Origin of the sequence: Metabacillus sp. B2-18 (assembly GCF_021117275.1) — a bacterium.
GTDB lineage: Bacteria > Bacillota > Bacilli > Bacillales > Bacillaceae > Metabacillus.
The window spans coordinates 846,574-862,696 of the sequence record NZ_CP088245.1 but is presented as its reverse complement, the minus strand read 5'-3'; the positions used below and the strand labels follow the sequence as shown (position 1 = coordinate 862,696).

General features: G+C 36.0%; 17 protein-coding genes and 1 pseudogene. 8 read left to right on the top strand and 10 right to left on the bottom strand.

Annotation, left to right across the window (positions count from 1 at the left end; translation table 11 throughout):
• Positions 1-38: 38 nt before the first annotated feature.
• Entirely contained in the window at positions 39-1,607 is a 1,569-nt protein-coding gene (locus tag LPC09_RS04555; protein ID WP_098794827.1) for a histidine kinase N-terminal 7TM domain-containing diguanylate cyclase, read from the bottom strand.
• 188 nt (positions 1,608-1,795) lie between these two features.
• On the opposite strand from LPC09_RS04555, the gene LPC09_RS04550 reads away from it, so the two are divergent.
• Genes LPC09_RS04550 through LPC09_RS04540 form a run of 3 tightly spaced genes read left to right on the top strand, consistent with a single transcriptional unit; the run spans position 1,796 to position 4,713 of the window.
• On the top strand, positions 1,796-2,551 hold the full coding sequence (locus tag LPC09_RS04550; RefSeq protein ID WP_231309117.1) for a carotenoid biosynthesis protein: 756 nt from the start codon (positions 1,796-1,798) through the stop codon (positions 2,549-2,551).
• A 10-nt stretch (positions 2,552-2,561) separates the two neighbouring features.
• Positions 2,562-3,221 (top strand): lysophospholipid acyltransferase family protein, encoded by a 660-nt coding sequence (locus LPC09_RS04545; protein ID WP_098794829.1) that lies wholly within the window; start codon positions 2,562-2,564, stop codon positions 3,219-3,221.
• A 19-nt stretch (positions 3,222-3,240) separates the two neighbouring features.
• Positions 3,241-4,713 (top strand): phytoene desaturase family protein, encoded by a 1,473-nt coding sequence (locus LPC09_RS04540; protein WP_098794830.1) that lies wholly within the window; start codon positions 3,241-3,243, stop codon positions 4,711-4,713.
• A 129-nt stretch (positions 4,714-4,842) separates the two neighbouring features.
• Here LPC09_RS04540 and LPC09_RS04535 read toward each other — a convergent pair whose 3' ends face one another.
• From LPC09_RS04535 to asnB, 4 genes and pseudogenes are all read right to left on the bottom strand, one after another.
• Positions 4,843-5,679, bottom strand: coding sequence for a phytoene/squalene synthase family protein (locus LPC09_RS04535; RefSeq protein ID WP_098794831.1), 837 nt, complete (start codon positions 5,677-5,679; stop codon positions 4,843-4,845).
• Positions 5,667-7,133: a phytoene desaturase family protein gene (locus tag LPC09_RS04530; protein WP_231309116.1), complete on the bottom strand. Its 1,467-nt coding sequence runs from the start codon at positions 7,131-7,133 to the stop codon at positions 5,667-5,669. The genes LPC09_RS04535 and LPC09_RS04530 overlap by 13 nt, the downstream gene beginning before the upstream one ends.
• A pseudogene (locus LPC09_RS04525) lies at positions 7,130-8,656 on the bottom strand (phytoene desaturase family protein). Before LPC09_RS04525 ends, LPC09_RS04530 begins: the two are co-directional and overlap by 4 nt.
• Before the next feature lie 208 nt (positions 8,657-8,864).
• Complete coding sequence (asnB, locus tag LPC09_RS04520; RefSeq protein WP_098794834.1) at positions 8,865-10,715, bottom strand: asparagine synthase (glutamine-hydrolyzing); 1,851 nt, start codon at positions 10,713-10,715, stop codon at positions 8,865-8,867.
• A 212-nt stretch (positions 10,716-10,927) separates the two neighbouring features.
• Here asnB and LPC09_RS04515 point away from each other — a divergent pair, with 212 nt between their 5' ends.
• A complete protein-coding gene (locus LPC09_RS04515) occupies positions 10,928-11,488 on the top strand; it encodes a DUF2777 family protein (protein ID WP_098794835.1) in 561 nt (186 codons plus the stop codon).
• Positions 11,489-11,507: 19 nt separating this feature from the next.
• On the opposite strand, the gene LPC09_RS04510 is transcribed toward LPC09_RS04515, so the two are convergent.
• The 5 genes from LPC09_RS04510 to LPC09_RS04490 all read right to left on the bottom strand — a co-directional run bounded on the left by LPC09_RS04510 (position 11,508) and on the right by LPC09_RS04490 (position 14,294).
• On the bottom strand, positions 11,508-11,669 hold the full coding sequence (locus LPC09_RS04510) for a hypothetical protein (RefSeq protein ID WP_231309114.1): 162 nt from the start codon (positions 11,667-11,669) through the stop codon (positions 11,508-11,510).
• Between the two features lie 6 nt (positions 11,670-11,675).
• Positions 11,676-11,825 carry a hypothetical protein gene (locus tag LPC09_RS04505; RefSeq protein WP_231309113.1) on the bottom strand — a complete coding sequence of 50 codons (150 nt, stop codon included), beginning with the start codon at positions 11,823-11,825 and terminating at the stop codon, positions 11,676-11,678.
• A gap of 249 nt (positions 11,826-12,074) precedes the next feature.
• The gene (locus LPC09_RS04500; protein ID WP_231309112.1) at positions 12,075-12,434 is read right to left on the bottom strand and encodes a YisL family protein; all 360 of its coding nucleotides are present in this window, start codon (positions 12,432-12,434) and stop codon (positions 12,075-12,077) included.
• 166 nt (positions 12,435-12,600) lie between these two features.
• The gene (locus LPC09_RS04495) at positions 12,601-13,503 is read right to left on the bottom strand and encodes a fumarylacetoacetate hydrolase family protein (protein ID WP_231309110.1); all 903 of its coding nucleotides are present in this window, start codon (positions 13,501-13,503) and stop codon (positions 12,601-12,603) included.
• A 23-nt stretch (positions 13,504-13,526) separates the two neighbouring features.
• Positions 13,527-14,294 carry a TatD family hydrolase gene (locus tag LPC09_RS04490; RefSeq protein WP_231309109.1) on the bottom strand — a complete coding sequence of 256 codons (768 nt, stop codon included), beginning with the start codon at positions 14,292-14,294 and terminating at the stop codon, positions 13,527-13,529.
• Positions 14,295-14,520: 226 nt separating this feature from the next.
• On the opposite strand from LPC09_RS04490, the gene LPC09_RS04485 reads away from it, so the two are divergent.
• The 4 genes from LPC09_RS04485 to gerPC all read left to right on the top strand — a co-directional run bounded on the left by LPC09_RS04485 (position 14,521) and on the right by gerPC (position 16,110).
• The gene (locus LPC09_RS04485) at positions 14,521-14,703 is read left to right on the top strand and encodes an aspartyl-phosphate phosphatase Spo0E family protein (RefSeq protein WP_231309108.1); all 183 of its coding nucleotides are present in this window, start codon (positions 14,521-14,523) and stop codon (positions 14,701-14,703) included.
• A 173-nt stretch (positions 14,704-14,876) separates the two neighbouring features.
• Positions 14,877-15,098 (top strand): spore germination protein, encoded by a 222-nt coding sequence (locus LPC09_RS04480; RefSeq protein WP_231309107.1) that lies wholly within the window; start codon positions 14,877-14,879, stop codon positions 15,096-15,098.
• Between the two features lie 84 nt (positions 15,099-15,182).
• Positions 15,183-15,422, top strand: coding sequence for a spore germination protein GerPB (locus LPC09_RS04475; protein WP_231309106.1), 240 nt, complete (start codon positions 15,183-15,185; stop codon positions 15,420-15,422).
• An 85-nt stretch (positions 15,423-15,507) separates the two neighbouring features.
• On the top strand, positions 15,508-16,110 hold the full coding sequence (gene gerPC / locus LPC09_RS04470) for a spore germination protein GerPC (RefSeq protein ID WP_231309105.1): 603 nt from the start codon (positions 15,508-15,510) through the stop codon (positions 16,108-16,110).
• Positions 16,111-16,123: the final 13 nt, after the last annotated feature.

Sequence of the window (16,123 nt, the reverse complement as noted above, 5' to 3'; positions counted from 1 at the left end):
CCTAAAACAGCACTGAGCATTTCAAAATTAGTATTCTATTATACATACTGCGCTTCCTTCTCATACAACTGCACACAATTTCTACCGTTCCTTTTTGCTGCATATAAAGCTTGGTCAGCTTGTCTCATTAGCTCTTGAATAGTAAGATCCACATCCTCCGAATTAAAATAAAAAGTTGAACTTCCATAACTGGAGGTTATATGAATTTTATTATTACTGACTATTGAAAAAGACTCCGACACTTTCTTTCGCAAGTTATCAATCTTCTCATATGCTTCAGCGGCTGTCGTATTCGGCATGCAGATGATAAACTCTTCTCCACCGTAGCGTGCAAAAAGATCCTGATCCCTTAAATAATCCTTTGTTAATGCAGAAACATCCATTAAAATTCGATCACCAGCATCATGTCCGTATTGATCATTTACCTTTTTGAAATGATCTATGTCAAACATAACAATAGATAAGCAGCCACCGCTAACAGACAAATCCTGTATAATAGCACCTGTTTTATCTAAGAAATAAGTTCGATTATAAATCTTTGTTAGTCCATCTATACTTGCTAGCACTTTTAACTTTTGCTCCATATTTACTCTTTCCGTCACATTTACTAAGGTGATAATTTTGCCGATTAAATTGTTTTGTTTCGTTATGACCGGAGAAAATTTAACATAAAAATAGTTCTTTACATCATTAATTTTTAACTGATAATCTCCTTCCTGCTTCTCAAAAATGATATCCAAAAGTAGTGGGTGATCGTGCAGAATATCTCTAACAGCTTTTCCAATTGCATGAGAACCAAACGATGGAAGAACCGGAATAATGGCTGAGTTATAATCAACAATCACATCATGTTGATTTAACACAATCACTCCTTCTTCAATGCTTTCAAACACTGTTTCTCTCGCGATTGGTACAACGTTAAACATCTGAAAGGATAATAATGCAAAACCATGGAGAATAAACGTGATACTCATTGAAACTGGTCCAAGATCAATACCACTTGGGCTCATATCCGTAATATAAAAAACACTTCCCATTACAGGAACTAATAATCCTGCAATCATCAAGCTCGTTTGCAAACGAAACTTATGGGTTACTTTCCGAAACTGGATTAGAAGTATACCAACACTAATAACAATACAAATATATAAAAAGATAGAATGAATATAGAACCAGGGGCCACCTTCAAGTTGTAATACCGGAAAAGGAGTATCTGTTCTTACATCCATAGATGTGTAATAAATATGATGAAATTCATTGGTATAATGCATTGTAATCGTTAAAATTGGGATACCAAATAAAAGAATGTAAGCCCATTGCTTAAGCTTTTTTCCTACATAGTCAAAACACATAAGTAAAATAAATACTGGAATAAACGGCAAAGCCAAATACTCCACTTTCAACCAAATTCTCATTTGCTCCAAAGAAGTACTCGCTAGCTCGAAAGCATAGCCAAAAGCAAAAATAGCACACATAAACGTTGCTAAAACATAATATCTTCCACCCGGAGCATCCTTTATTTTCACTAAACCATAACCACATAAAAAAATACTTATTGAGCCACCCAATACACTAATCAGGATGTACATGACCAATTCCTGGTTCATTGACTTCTACCTCGTCTGTTCTTCATTGTATTTTTTCATTATATAAAGAATATTCCTACTAAACTAGCTTTTAAATAAAGTAAATGCTTACAAATGCGAAAATGCATATTCCTCTCTTGTCCAGCATACACAAGTTGTACAAAGAAATTTACATCCACTATAATCGTGGATAGAAATGGGGGATTAGTGTGAAAGCAGATGAGTTAACATATAAGGTTTTTCTCATTTGGTATTTTATTGGAATTGTGCTATTAAGCTTTGACCTTATTCCTTCTTATTTAGAATGGGCAAATGTTGTTTTCCTTGTGTTAGCGGGAGTTATTGGAGGAATTTATTTTATTAAAACATTTGGTACACTAACCGGACTAACGATCAGTCTACTAGTTGTCGGATTATCCATATTTGCGGAGCATCTTGGGGTCGAGTATGGACTTCTATTTGGTGACTATTATTATACTAGTGACTTTGGACCACAATTACTTGGTGTTCCAATTGCCATAGGATTTGCATGGTTAATGGTCATTGCTGGATCACATGCTATTTCTATTGTCTTAACAGGTACAAATCAATTTATCTCTTATACTCTAATTGGTTCATTGCTGGCTGTTTTAATTGATTTAATTATTGACCCTGTTGCATTTGAAGTGAAGCAATATTGGGTATGGAATGCTGAAAGCTTTTATTACAATATCCCCATCTCAAATTTTATCGGATGGTTTGTTGTAGCATTTCTTCTTCACTCTATTATTTTTATCATCACCATAAAATCAAAGCTATCCATATCGGAATGGCACTCAAGAATTGTACTAGTTTTTTTCCTTGTTATAGGCATGTTTGTCTTTCTTGCTTTGATTCATGGTCTATGGCTCGGAGTCATTTTAACAAGTCTTCTTTCTTATCTAACATTTATGTTTTACATGAGAAAAAGAAGCGAATTGAAATGAGGAAAAAAGAATGATTAAGGCAAATAAAAAGGCTTGGTTTCAAGCAATGTTTCACCTTTATAATCAACAGCTTCTTAGAAGATATTTTAAAGGAATATATGTTTCTTCTAGTCTTTCTTTTCCTACACCAGCTATCATTTGTCTAAATCATAGCTCATGGTGGGATGCGCTTGTTTTATTTCATTTAAACCGTACTTACCTTAAAACTGATCTCTATGTGATGATGCACGAAAAAGGGATAAGGCAATATCCCTTTTTTCGTAAGCTTGGTGCTTTCTCAGTTAACCGGGATCACCCAAAAGATATTCTCTACAGTTTGAAATACAGTGAAACACTGCTAGACCAAGGAAAAACTGTCGGCCTTTTCCCACAGGGTGATGAGTTTCATTTAGAAACAAGACCGCTCACCTTCCTACCAGGAGCAATTGCGTTACAAGATAAGCGACCTTCAGTTCCAATCCTGCCAATAAGCTTTTACTACTCATTTGGACATTCAAAAAAGCAGGAGATTTATATTGTAATAGGAGAACCTATCCATTCTTTAGCTCTTACTGGAAAAACACGTAAAGAGAGAAATAAGGAGTTTGAAGATAGATTCACATCACAACTGAATTTACTAAAAAACAAGGTCGTACATGAACAAACGAGCTTCTTTCGTCAGATACTGTAGATAGGATTGTGATTATGCTATGAAGAAAGTCGTCATCATTGGAGCAGGTTTAGGGGGATTAGCTGCTAGCATTTCTTTAGCCGCAAAAGGACATAAAGTACAAATTATAGAAAAAAACAATCATTGTGGCGGAAAATTACTGCCTTATAAACTAGGCTCACATCAGTTTGACTTTGGGCCAAATACAATCACCATGCCCCATATATTTAAACGTGTTTTTGAAATAGCTGGTGAGAAATCGGAAAATTACCTTACCTTTCAAAAACTTCCGATTCATACTCGTAATGTTTTAAGCAACGGACAAATATTAGACTTTACCCATGATCATACACATATGAAGGAGCAGCTAGCTCAGATTGATCTCTTTGGTGCACAACACTATCATTCATTTATTAAAGAAATAACTAGACTTTACTCATTATCAGAGAAGCACTTCTTTTATAGAACATTTCAATCATGGTCAGATTATGTGTCTCCAACACTTGCTTCTGCTCTATTAAGAGTGCGGCCGTTCGAGTCACTTCACCACTTTTTCAGTCGTTATTTTAGGAAAAATGAAGTGATTGAAGCATTTTCTCGATACGCAACTTATATTGGCTCCTCACCATATGAGAGTCCAGCAACGTTTGCCATGATTGCCTATTTGGAGCTTGTGCAAGGTGTTTATTTTATTCAAGGTGGCAATGTTCAATTAGCTGAAAGCTATGAACAACTCGCTAAGAAGCTAGGAGTTGAAATCACCTTAAATACAACTGTAACAAAGTTAAACGTTGAGAATAATAAAGTGACTTCTATTCTATTAGCAGACAGTGAAGCCATTTCCGCTGATGAAGTGATCATGAATGCAGATCTTTTAAAGGCTTATCCTGAATTAGTAGAGAAGCAATATCGTCCAAACTTTTCAGAATTGAAACGGAATCGCTATGAGCCATCTATTTCGGCATTTGTTATTTTAGCAGGCTTATCCATTCGGCATTCACAGCTTCTTCATCACAATGTCTTTTTTTCAAATCAATATAAAGAGGAGTTTCAAGAGCTGTTTAAAGGACAAAAGTATAGTAAAAACCCATCTATTTATATAAGTAACAGCTCGTATACAGACCCTGAACGATCACCAGACGGAGATAATTTATTTATCTTAGTCAACGCCCCTGCATTAGGCAGAAATGGAGAAATAGGAATGAATCCACATGAATATAAAGAACATATCTATTCCCAATTGGAGGAAAAGGGCCTTTCTATTAAAAAACATCTTGTACAAGAGCAGATTATCACACCAAAAGACATTTCAACTAAGTTTGGTGCCTACCGCGGGTCATTATATGGGCTATCAAGTAATAAACGGAAAGATGCTTTTTTAAGACCTAGCAATTTTTCAAAAGATATTCGTAATTTATCCTTTGTTGGCGGTAGTACCCATCCTGGAGGAGGGTCTCCGATGGTTGTAATTAGTGGGTTAAATGTAGCTGAAGTTTTGGCAAAGAGGTTGTAAATTGATATTGAAATTCGGCAAAACGTGTGGGTTGATAGAGGACAAGGCCAAGTAGATAGAATACCCCCAAAATAGACCAAATTTAATAAGGGACAGCCTATTTCTAGCGCTGCCCTCTCTCTATTACCCTTATATCCCCGAAAGAATAGTGGTTTTTTCTTTATTCGTGACAAATTGTTTCTCCGAAAAGACTCGATATCCGTGATCTCTAACTTTATTTAAAATCTCACGATAAAGTAGTGCCGATGCTTTAACTGGAGTACGAGAGGCAATTGGGTAAAGATGCATTGTTTCTAGTGCCTTAGAATAGTATATCTCAGCTTCCTGCGCCATATGCTCCCACAACTGAATAAAATCTGAATTAATAATCCCATGCTGAAGTTCAAGATGGGAATAGTGATATTTCAGCAATAATTCCTTCGGGATATAAACACGGTCACGTTGTAAATCTTCTCCAATGTCACGTAGAATATTGGTAATTTGCATACCTAAGCCAAGTGAAATGGCACCATCTTTCAGTGCTACTTTTTCTTTTGGAGCCAAAATGGGTAACAGCATGAGCCCTACTGTACTAGCAACATGATAGGAATAATCAAGCACCTCATCCATCGTTTCATAGCGTGTTTTGATTAAATCCATTCCCTGTCCCTTCAGCATGTCGAAAAACGGTTTTTCATCTAGTTGATACTGGGAGAAAGCATCTTTTAGAGCCATCCACATAAATTGATGATTCAGCGGCAATACTCCATTTAAAAACAATGTAAACTCTTGTTCAAAATTTTCCAGTTCCTCATGTGGAGAACTTCCTTCATCAACGATATCATCAACAAGCCGACAGAACGCATAAACAGCCCACACCGCTTTCCGCTTTTTTTCAGGAAGCAAAGAAAATGCCTTATAAAACGTTTTTGAGTGTTGCCTAATCATCTCCTCACATTGCCTATACGCAATCTCTAAATTGTCCATTCTTTCTCCCTCCGTTCCGCGTCATGTAATAATTGATCAACCATAAGCTTTGCACCTTGCATCACAATTGGTATGCCTCCACCCGGATGAACGGATGCTCCAACGGCATATACATTTTCATATTTAGAAGGTCTTGCCTGAGGGCGAAACACACCTGATTGAAAAAGAAGTGGTGCAATGCCAAAGCTTCCCCCTTGAAAAATCCCTTCACTTTCTGCATCATTTGGTGTTCGCACCTTTTTCCAAACAATATGCTGTCGTAAATTTGGATACCCTCTTTTTTCTAATGAATCAATAATTCCCTCAATAAACGATTGTTTAGTAGACCATTCAATATGAGAACCCGCTGGTACTGGAACTAAAACATACAACACCCCTTTTCCTTCTGGAGCAAGAGTAGTATCAATTACTGAAGGATGAAAAGTATAGAATGCGGGGTCAGTAGGTACAACTTTTTGTTCGAACACTTCACTCATATGGTTTGAAAAGTCTTTCCCCATAAAAAACTGATGGACGGGTGTATTTTCATAGATTTTATCTAATCCAAAATAAAGCAATAAACAGCTTGATGAAGGAGTATAGCTTCTTTGAGCAGACTTAGAAGGATCGAGTAGTGTTGATATAACAGGATAATCTCCGTTTAAGATAACCGAATCTGCTTTTATCCACTGCCCGTTCACATTCACCCCTGTTGCCCGATTTCTGGTAAATGTAAGAGACGCTACCTCAGAATTTAAGAAAACCTTTATTCCACTCTTCTCAATTTCTCTATTCAATACATCTACTAAACTCGCATAACCGCCTTTTAAATAATAAATTCCATGTTTATGCTCACTATATGAAATAAGCGAATAAAGAGCCGGTGATTCGTATGGATTTCCGCCTATATAAAGTGATTGCAAAGAATACGCCAATCTCAGATTTTCTTCTTTAAAGTATGTTTTAAGAGATTGATAAACAGAGCGATATGCTTTAAGTTTTAATAATGTTTTTATATTTTGTTTTGACCAAAAATCCTTTTTCTGGACAAAGGAACGTTTGATGAAACGGTCCATTCCTAGTTTGAAATGTACATCCATATCTTTCATAAAGTTTAGGTACCCAGCTTGTTCCTCTGAGTATAATCTTCTTAGTTCATTAAGCTGCTTAGTCTGATCTGAATATTTTTCATACGTTGCTCCATCGTGAAAATGAATTTTGTATAAGGGATCAATCCTAACTAATTCATAATCATCACTAGTAATACCCGCTTCGTTTAACAACTCTGTTATCATCTCAGGCAGCAGTACAATCGTTGGTCCCTCATCAATTTTGTAGTCATCTTGCTCAATAAAAGCCAACCTGCCACCTAGACGATCTCGTTTTTCAACGATCATTACGTCAATTCCATTTTGATGCAAAAGCAGAGCGGATAGTAAGCCGCCAATTCCTCCACCAACAATAACGGTTTTCATCTTACATCCCTCACTTCTCCTGTTTGTAGATAGATCGAATTCGGCTGTTTCTTATATTGGTTGTTTATTGCCTTCGTCGTGATACGTGCTGATTCGAGAATCGTCGGAAGCCCACTACCAGGATGGGTACCTCCCCCAACTAACCAGCAATTTTTTAACTCTTCAAATTCATTATGTGGCCGCAAGACCATCATTTGAGAAAGTTGATGTCCTAAGTTAAATGTTGCCCCTTTATAGACAAATAGGTCTTCTTCCCAATTCTTAGGAGTGATGATTTTTTCAACTTCAATATGTTCTTCTATGTTTTTAAACATTGTTTTTTCTTGTAATGTTTTTAATACAAGATCTCTGAATCTATGTTTTTCTTTCTCCCAATCTAGTTGACTAAAATTACTTGGTACCGGAGCCAGGATATATAGTGCTGAATGTCCCTCCGGAGCAAGAGTTGGATCTGTGACACTAGCATTCTGAACATAAATGGATGGATCTTCAGGCATTAAGTGTGTTTTCGTAATTTCTTCAACATTTTTCTTATAATCCTGAGCAAACACAATCGTATGATGTGGGAGATCGTATTGCTTGTTTATGCCAAGATAGATCATGAATGTTGAACATGAAAATTTCTTTTTCTGAAGTTTTTTCTTTGAATACTTTTTCAATACACCTTCATCCACCAAGTTTGTCATTACATGGGCAAAATCACCGTTAATGATCACTTCATCAGCAAAAACTTTTCGTCCATCCTCAAGCTGAACGCCTTTTACTGTTTTTCCGTCCAATACTAACTTCTGCACTCCCTTGTTTAAGTGAATTTGCCCCCCAAGCTCTTCAAATGCCTTTGCCATTGCCTTTGAAAGCTGATTCACTCCTCCCTTTGGGTGGTAAATTCCATACTCATGCTCCATATATGAAAGAATGGAAAAAGCTCCGGGGCATTCCCATGGTGACATGCCTAGATATTTAGATTGAAAAGTAAATGCAAGCTTTACACGTTCATCTTTAAAATATTTTGAAAGGACTTCATATAAACTTTTAGAGACAGTGAGCTGAGGCAACGCCTTAATGACACGCCATCTAAAATAATGTTAAAATCTATCCATTTTACTTTGTAAGATAGGTGTGAGGGCATTCATTTTATTTCTTGTTTCATTCATAAATTTTAGGTAGCCATTTCCTTCACCTTGAGAAAGTTGATTTAGCCTCTTTATCATTTCATCTTGATTTCTTGTCATATTAATTGTGGCATCATCGAAAATTAGTTGATACATTTCCTTTAGTTCAATAAGTTCAACATAGTCATGAAGGTTTTTTCCTACCGTTTGAAAAATTTCTTCCGCGATATGAACCATGCTTAAAAATGTAGGGCCCATATCAAATGTATAGCCTTTTTCTTGGATTGAAGAGTTTCGACCACCTATATACGATTGTTTTTCATACAAATGAACTTCATGCCCCTTGCTTGCCAGAAGCATGGCTGATGCTAATCCACCAGGTCCAGCTCCAATAACAACCATTTTCGTCATGATGACGCCTCCTATTTAAATGTACATTTATTATACAAAAATTATACACACTTAAAATATGAAACTCAAATTAGAATGCTCTGCAATTTTAAAGATTTAGAGAAGCTTGGATTATTCTAAGCCCTCTCCTATATGATGATTCATAAAAATCTTATATTTAAATAAAACAAAAGGAACTGCCCCTTACCGAGCAGTTCCTCTTACGTTCCTATCTTTCATCAATATCAATTGAATAGCTGTCAAACCAAACATGAATTTGTGCTAAATGTGCAAGAAGCTGTGGACCTGACATTAATTGGCCGAACCAAGGGACTTGGAATGCTTTCCCCTCTGTTTCGATAATATCATTGAGCTTTTGTTTATTTAACAACTCATGTAAAATCGAATCTTTTTGACTTACTAAAGATTTCAGCCAGTTTGTTACTAATCTTGTATACTCTGGATTATGTGTTTTTGGATAAGGACTTTTCTTACGATATAGAACCTCATTAGGAAGAAGTCCCTCCAACGCTTTTCGTAAAATCCCTTTTTCACGATCGCCATGCATTTTTACTTCCCAAGGAATATTCCACACATACTCAACAAGACGATGATCAGCAAATGGAACACGAACCTCTAAGCTAGCACCCATACTCATTCGATCTTTACGGTCTAAGAGATTCGCCATAAACCAATGCATATTTAAGTAGAATAGCTGACGTCTTTGGGCTTCAATCTCTGATTCACCTTCAAGCAGTGGTGTCTCGTCAACTGTTTCTTGATAGCGAGCTTGCACATAATCATGTAGTTTTAATTTATCCTGCCATTCAGGCTTTAATAAAGAAACTCGCTCATCTGTTGAACGCATCCATGGAAATGCTGAACTTGCTAAATCCTCAGGGCGATGGAACCAAGGATACCCTCCAAAAATTTCATCCGCACATTCACCTGACAAACCAACCACAAAGTCTTTTTTTATTTCACGGCAGAACCACAATAAAGATGAATCCACATCTGCCATACCAGGCAAGTCACGAACAGAAGTTGCTTCAATAAGATGATCAACTAATTCCTGTTGTGTAATCACACAGCGATGGTGGTGTGTGTTAAATGTTTCACTCATTTTCTCAATCCAAGGCCCATCTGAGTTTGGTTGAAACTCATTAGCTTTAAAGAATTTATCATTATCTTCATAATCAATGGAATAAGTATGAAGTTGCCCTTTTCCTTCCTGTTTATAATGCTCTGCAGCAACAGCTGTAATCGCACTCGAGTCAACTCCGCCTGAAAGGAACGTACATAATGGAACATCTGATACTAATTGACGTTTAACAGCATCTGTAAATAAAAATCTAACCTTATCAGCTGTTTCTTCAACAGAATCCTCATGTGGTTTGCTTTCTACATCCCAATAACGCCACTTCTTTAAGCCATTTTTTGTATAAACTAAGGCATGAGCAGGACGCAGTTCATCAATTCCTTTAAAAACGCCAACACCCGGAGTCCTCGAAGGTCCAACCCCAAATATTTCAGAAAGACCTGTTTTATCAAGTTTAGCCGAAACAGAAGGATGAGCTAGAATTGCTTTAAGCTCTGACGCAAATAGGATAGATCCGTTCTCTTCTTTATAAAATAAAGGTTTAACTCCTAGGCGATCTCTACCAATAAATAATTTTTCTTTCTTTGAATCCCAAACCGCAAAAGCAAATATTCCGTTTAAACGATGTACGCATTCTTCTTCCCATTCAATATAAGATTGAAGCAGAACTTCTGTATCAGAATGCCCTTTAAAGGTATATCCTCTTGAAAGAAGTTCTTTTCTAATGTCCTCAGTATTGTAAAGCTCACCGTTATAGCAAATCGTATAAGAGTTTCCTTCTTTAGTCCGCGTCATTGGTTGAATACCACCGGCAGGGTCAACTACCACTAAACGTTTATGACCAAATTGCACATGATCTTCTCCCCAAATGTTCGTGTCATCTGGTCCTCGTTTTGCTAACGTTTCTGCCATTTTCTTAATCGTTTCTTGCTCAGTGCGTATATTTCCTTTAAAGTTTACCCAGCCTGTTATTCCGCACATGAAAGCTTCATCTCCCTCATCTATATTATGATCTCATACACACCAACGTCTGTGACCTTAATAGGTGTAGACATTGTATGCCCAATTCTTCAAATGTTGAATTGTCCCAAGTAAAATGCAGAAATGCATAAACTTCCTCATTTTTGTCAAAAACGATGATATCAACGTTTTTCAATACAACAAGTGTAAACACGATTTGGAGGTAAAATGCTATGTTTCCAATTAAACGAACAGACTTACTATTAAATCAAAAACGTTCGTATTTAACTGGACTGATCGAAATTACAAATGATCAGTATGTCATTTATGATGATATGAGTGATGAGCTTCATTTATTAGATGAGATTCAAAATTCTCATCTAGAAATTTTAAATCCGTCCGGATGGACAACAGGTAGGTGGATAGGCTTAGGTAAGATCAAGACTGACATGGGAACGCTATCATTAAATCACGGTGATACAGTGCGGATAAGAAAAAAATTACCTTTAGCATTAGATGAAATGTTAAAGGAACTTCAAGATGAAACATTTGTCAGATTGATTAAACAATTAAACTCCCTTGGCTTTTCACCTTACGACTGTATTTATTCGTATAATCAATTATTATTTATGGAAAATCGCGTGAATAAAAAAGGGGTTTCTTTCTTTCAATTTGATAACGAAGATTCCATCTGCGCCATTCAACACCACTTTGAAAGAGGCATCCATTCAGGGGATCGATTTGAAATAACAACAAGTTTGGGTGAAAGACGGCTTGTTTGTAGTAAGTTTTAGGTGAAGTTGGTCACTTTTGTTAGAGGGGCACTTTTTGCAGCAATGAAGACCATTTCTTCTGATTTTTGCCCTTGTGATGGTCTTCATTGCTTGGATGAAGACCACTTCTTGTGAATTTTGCACTTGCAATGGTCTTCATCTCCTGTATGAAGACCATTTCTTCTGATTTTCGCACTTGCATTGGTCTTCATCTCTTGTATGAAGACCATTTCTTCTGATTTTTGACCTTACTTTGGTCTTCATCTCCTGTATGAAGACCATTTCTTCTGATTTTCGCACTTGCATTGGTCTTCATCTCCTGTATGAAGACCATTTCTTCTGATTTTCGCGCTTGCATTGGTCTTCATCTCCTGTATGAAGACCATTTCTTCTCAATTTTGCACTTGCAATAGTCTTCATCTCTTGTATGAAGACCATTTCTTCTGAATTTCACCCTTGCTTTGGTCTTCATCTCTTGTATGAAGCCCATGACCATTTCTTAATACTCCTGCCCTTATATTGGTTTTAATTTCTTAACAAACAAAAAAACTGCAGACAAACTCGATTGTCACTCGAGTCTATCTACAGCCTTCTATCCCTCTACTCTTTAAGAAAAACTCCAAATTCCTAAAGGCAGACGCAGTCCTAATACAATTGTTAAAAGTAGAACAATTACAAATTGAATCCAGAAAACTCTTGTTGGTTTTCCCTTTTTCAATCTAACCAGAACCATCTCCATTGCACCGATTGTCCAGATTCCTAAAACAATTTTCGCTATGTATTCCCCATCTAACTGATACACACCAGTAACAAGAATAACACCTGTAATCACAATTAAAATGTAAAACAAGCGTAAAACCATATGAACAATTTTTGATGGCTTTTCTTTTCCAGACTTAAATAAAGAATGTGCAACAAAGAAAAGAATAATCGCTACAACCCATGTAGTAATGTGTGCATGTGTCATCATTTTTCCTCCTTAGTTAAAGACAACCTTATTTTAGCATGATTTAAGACGAATATTAAAGAAAGAGCTGTAAACATTCATTATCTTGTGTCTTTTTTTTGAAAACGCTGTTGTCCAAAAAAAATCTACAAAAAAAGAAGCCCTTGATTGGTTCCCTTTCCATGTATTATCCTATGATATTATTTCTCAAGACTCCAATACCTTCAACTTCAATTTCAACTACATCTCCTGGCTTCAGAAACTTCGGCGGCTTAAATCCTTTTCCCACACCAGCTGGGGTTCCAGTTGCAATGATATCCCCTGGCTCAAGTGTTGTTCCTTGAGAAAGAGTTGAAATAATATGCTCGATTGAAAAAATCATATCTTTTGTATGTCCGTCTTGTCTCACTTCATTATTTACTTTTGTTTTAATACTTAAATCATAAGGATCTTTTATAGCTGATTTATGAACTAAATAAGGCCCCATTGGACAAGAAGTGTCTAAACTTTTGCCAATTAAAAATTGTTTGTGCTGTGATTGAAGATTTCGAGCTGTAATGTCGTTTATAATTGTATAGCCAAACACATAATTCATTGCTTCTTCTTCTGAGATTTGTTTTCCTTTTTTACCAATGACCACTGCAAGCTCACCTTCATAATCGAGTTCTCTTGTAATATGTAGATGCGGATCAATTTCATCTTCATGACCAATTACAGATGTTGGCGCTTTTGAAAACATCATAAGATGCTTTGGTATGTCCTCTTCACTTCCCATTTCAATCGCGTGTTCTCTATAGTTCTTTCCAACACAAAAAATATTTTTTGTTGGCCTTGGAATAGGTGCTTGTATTTTAACATCCGAAAAAGAATATACATACCCTTCATGTCCATCAGCATTCTTTATTTTATCAACTATTTGGAGTACGTCTTGAACAAACTTTTCGCCCAAAGTTACGCATTCCAATAGTGATCTTGGGAATGAAGTAATTTCAAAAATTTCTTGTTCCGCTTTGTTTAAATCAATAATTTTATCTCCATATAACAATCCAATAAAAGGTTCGCTATGTATTGTAGCTAATACAAATTTCATACAAATCCTCCACTACTATAGAATCAATCATAAAGCCTTTTAGTATTTGCCATTAGTATTTCATTTATGTTTACAGTTGATAGTGAAAATATATTCGATAAGGAGTCCACGATATCCTTTAAAAAGAGAGGAGTTGTGTCTTGATGCTGAAAGTGTCCACTATGCTTCCAAGGTCCATCCGTTTCGATTAATAATTGATCCATTGGAATCATTTTGGCAAGACGCTGGTCCCGTTCCCTATAGCAAACCTCTGGTGTAACAGAAACATAATAACCACAAGAAATTATATCTTGAACAATTTGATTCGAAGCTTTTAACCAATGAAAATGTGCCTTCTTTATTTCATGCTTTTTCAATAGTAAAAGCACCTTCTCTGACTCTTCATGAACAGCATGTAAAGCAACGGGAAGATCTACTGATTTTGCTATTTCTAAAAGCGCTTCTAATTGTTCGAAAAATGGTTCTTCACCATACACTTCATATAAAGATTCTTTTTGATAGGTTGGAACACCAATCTCACCAATACCTGACAAGTGGTTTTTCTCCTTTTTTATTAAGTTCAGAAGTTCAGCTAGATCTTTACTAGTTGATGGAGGGGCTTCTGGATGATGGCCAATCGCAGCACGTATAAATGTAGGGTATTTAAGCTTTAGCTCTAATGTTTTATAGCTTGATTGTAAATTTGTAGCAACCGCTACAACTCCTTTAATTCCATGATTTCTCCACATATCAATATGAAATTCTAGCTTATTTAGATCATATTGATCAAGATGGAGATGGGCATCAATCATAATGTTCCCTTCCTTCTGGCATAATACTACTTTTATTGTACAACCTTCTATTAAAAGAAACAAAATTTAGAGATAAATCTGTTGCTTCTTGTAGAATTTTGTATTCTTTTTTGTTATTTTAGCGAATCTAAGTTTTATAAGATAATCCGTTGTATAATAAGCATGTCCTAAACGACACTTGGTTACATTTTGCTCGACAAATCTTAAATCTAGGATGGAGAAAAATATGTTCACGAATGAAATTGAAATAAAAAGAAAGCACTTGATTAAAACAGCCAAAAAATATGGAATTAATTCTGATCAAACAATTCAATGCAGCCAAGAGCTTGATATGCTTTTATTACAAGAAATCCTCGGGAGTAATAAACACCTAATTAAAGATGATAAACAAGTGAAAGAGTACTTATAAACTTAAAACTCGATTCTCCTCACTTACTCTACTTATCATTTCCCTCAATACTCTTTAAATCCAAGCTTTGTTTTTTCCGCGTTTATCACACTTTTTCGCATTTCTAACATAATGTATAGAAAAAGCCAATTGTCGTTGCTTTGTTTTATAACACTAACAAAGGATGTTTGACTATGCCAGCTATTGTAGGTGCCTTTAAAGTAAATAGTGTAGGAACAAGTAGCATTATTCATGTTGGAGATGTTATTACTATTTCTCCTTACAGCGAGGTTAAAACATTTGCTGGTGCTGGTTCCTTTAACACAGGTGATGGTCTTAACATTTACAATCAAAATTCTGTTACCAACACGTATGATAATGATGTTATTGACCAGCCAATGGCAGGAAACTTATAAATTTTGGAGGTAGGGGATGTTCTTCTCGACTCACTTATTCCTGCCTTTTTCCTTTTATAAACACACAAAAGGGGGATGTGAAAGGTGAATTTCTATATTAACCAAACCATCTGCATAAATTACCTGCGGGTGGGCTCTGTAAACAACTCTTCTGTTCTGCAAATCGGGAGTGCTGGAATGATAAAGCCCCTATCAAACCTTTATAATACTGGTGGATTTTTTCAAGAAGCACCCCAAATTTTAACCGAGGCTCCAACTGGTGTTGCAACAGAGTCTTCTCCGGGACCTCTTGTGCCTCTCGCTACTCCAACAGCAAGCTCATAATTTTTTATAGGCTATCACCCATTTTATTTTATTGCATAGATTGTTAGTAACAACTTTTGAGCGAACAAAAGGTGGGTGAATAGCTTTGTACTATCATGATATGACTAAATACCTCCAGCAGCTTCATAACTATGTTCAGCAGCAGGATAAAAAAATCCAACAACTTACTAACCTAATAAATGATTTACGGACCGATGTGGACTCCTTAAAAAAACAACCTTACACAAATATTGAAAGAATTGAGTATAAATTTGATCAACTAAAGGTTGAACAGTTAGATGGGACCCTTAATATTGGTCTCAATCCGACCGATCCTGAGCAGATAGATAACTTTGAGGTTCAACAACAAGGGATGAACGTAAATGGTGTTCAACAACAACTTCGAGATCAGCTTATGAAGCAATGCAGCCAAGATATTAACCATTTTCTAAATCAAGAATGTATTCATTATATACAGCAAGCAGAAAAACAATATGAATTAACTCTCGATGACCCTCACCGCAGACATATTATTGAAGACATTAGAAAACAAATTGATAGCAGAATTCAGTACTACATTAATGCTCAGCCTCTTACTGAACAAGATTCATTACTAAATAAAAAACAGGAAATTTTTCAATTGGTGAAGAAGGATGTCGAGAATTCTATTATGCATTTCCTGCAACATTTGCCAAAAAATTCTCCATAAAGGAGTGAAGAAC

Bases quoted from the DNA above. Each gene is read 5' to 3' on its own strand.
- LPC09_RS04485 (WP_231309108.1), top strand. From the start codon at position 14,521: ATGTTCACGAATGAAATTGAAATAAAAAGAAAGCACTTGATTAAAACA.
- asnB (WP_098794834.1), bottom strand. From the start codon at position 10,715: ATGTGCGGAATAACAGGCTGGGTAAACTTTAAAGGAAATATACGCACT.
- LPC09_RS04510 (WP_231309114.1), bottom strand. From the start codon at position 11,669: ATGCAAGTGCGAAAATCAGAAGAAATGGTCTTCATACAGGAGATGAAG.
- LPC09_RS04505 (WP_231309113.1), bottom strand. From the start codon at position 11,825: ATGCAAGCGCGAAAATCAGAAGAAATGGTCTTCATACAGGAGATGAAG.
- LPC09_RS04490 (WP_231309109.1), bottom strand. From the start codon at position 14,294: ATGATTGATGCCCATCTCCATCTTGATCAATATGATCTAAATAAGCTA.
- LPC09_RS04495 (WP_231309110.1), bottom strand. From the start codon at position 13,503: ATGAAATTTGTATTAGCTACAATACATAGCGAACCTTTTATTGGATTG.
- LPC09_RS04480 (WP_231309107.1), top strand. From the start codon at position 14,877: ATGCCAGCTATTGTAGGTGCCTTTAAAGTAAATAGTGTAGGAACAAGT.
- LPC09_RS04535 (WP_098794831.1), bottom strand. From the start codon at position 5,679: ATGGACAATTTAGAGATTGCGTATAGGCAATGTGAGGAGATGATTAGG.
- LPC09_RS04500 (WP_231309112.1), bottom strand. From the start codon at position 12,434: ATGACACATGCACACATTACTACATGGGTTGTAGCGATTATTCTTTTC.
- LPC09_RS04540 (WP_098794830.1), top strand. From the start codon at position 3,241: ATGAAGAAAGTCGTCATCATTGGAGCAGGTTTAGGGGGATTAGCTGCT.
- LPC09_RS04545 (WP_098794829.1), top strand. From the start codon at position 2,562: ATGATTAAGGCAAATAAAAAGGCTTGGTTTCAAGCAATGTTTCACCTT.
- LPC09_RS04555 (WP_098794827.1), bottom strand. From the start codon at position 1,607: ATGAACCAGGAATTGGTCATGTACATCCTGATTAGTGTATTGGGTGGC.
- LPC09_RS04515 (WP_098794835.1), top strand. From the start codon at position 10,928: ATGTTTCCAATTAAACGAACAGACTTACTATTAAATCAAAAACGTTCG.
- LPC09_RS04530 (WP_231309116.1), bottom strand. From the start codon at position 7,133: ATGAAAACCGTTATTGTTGGTGGAGGAATTGGCGGCTTACTATCCGCT.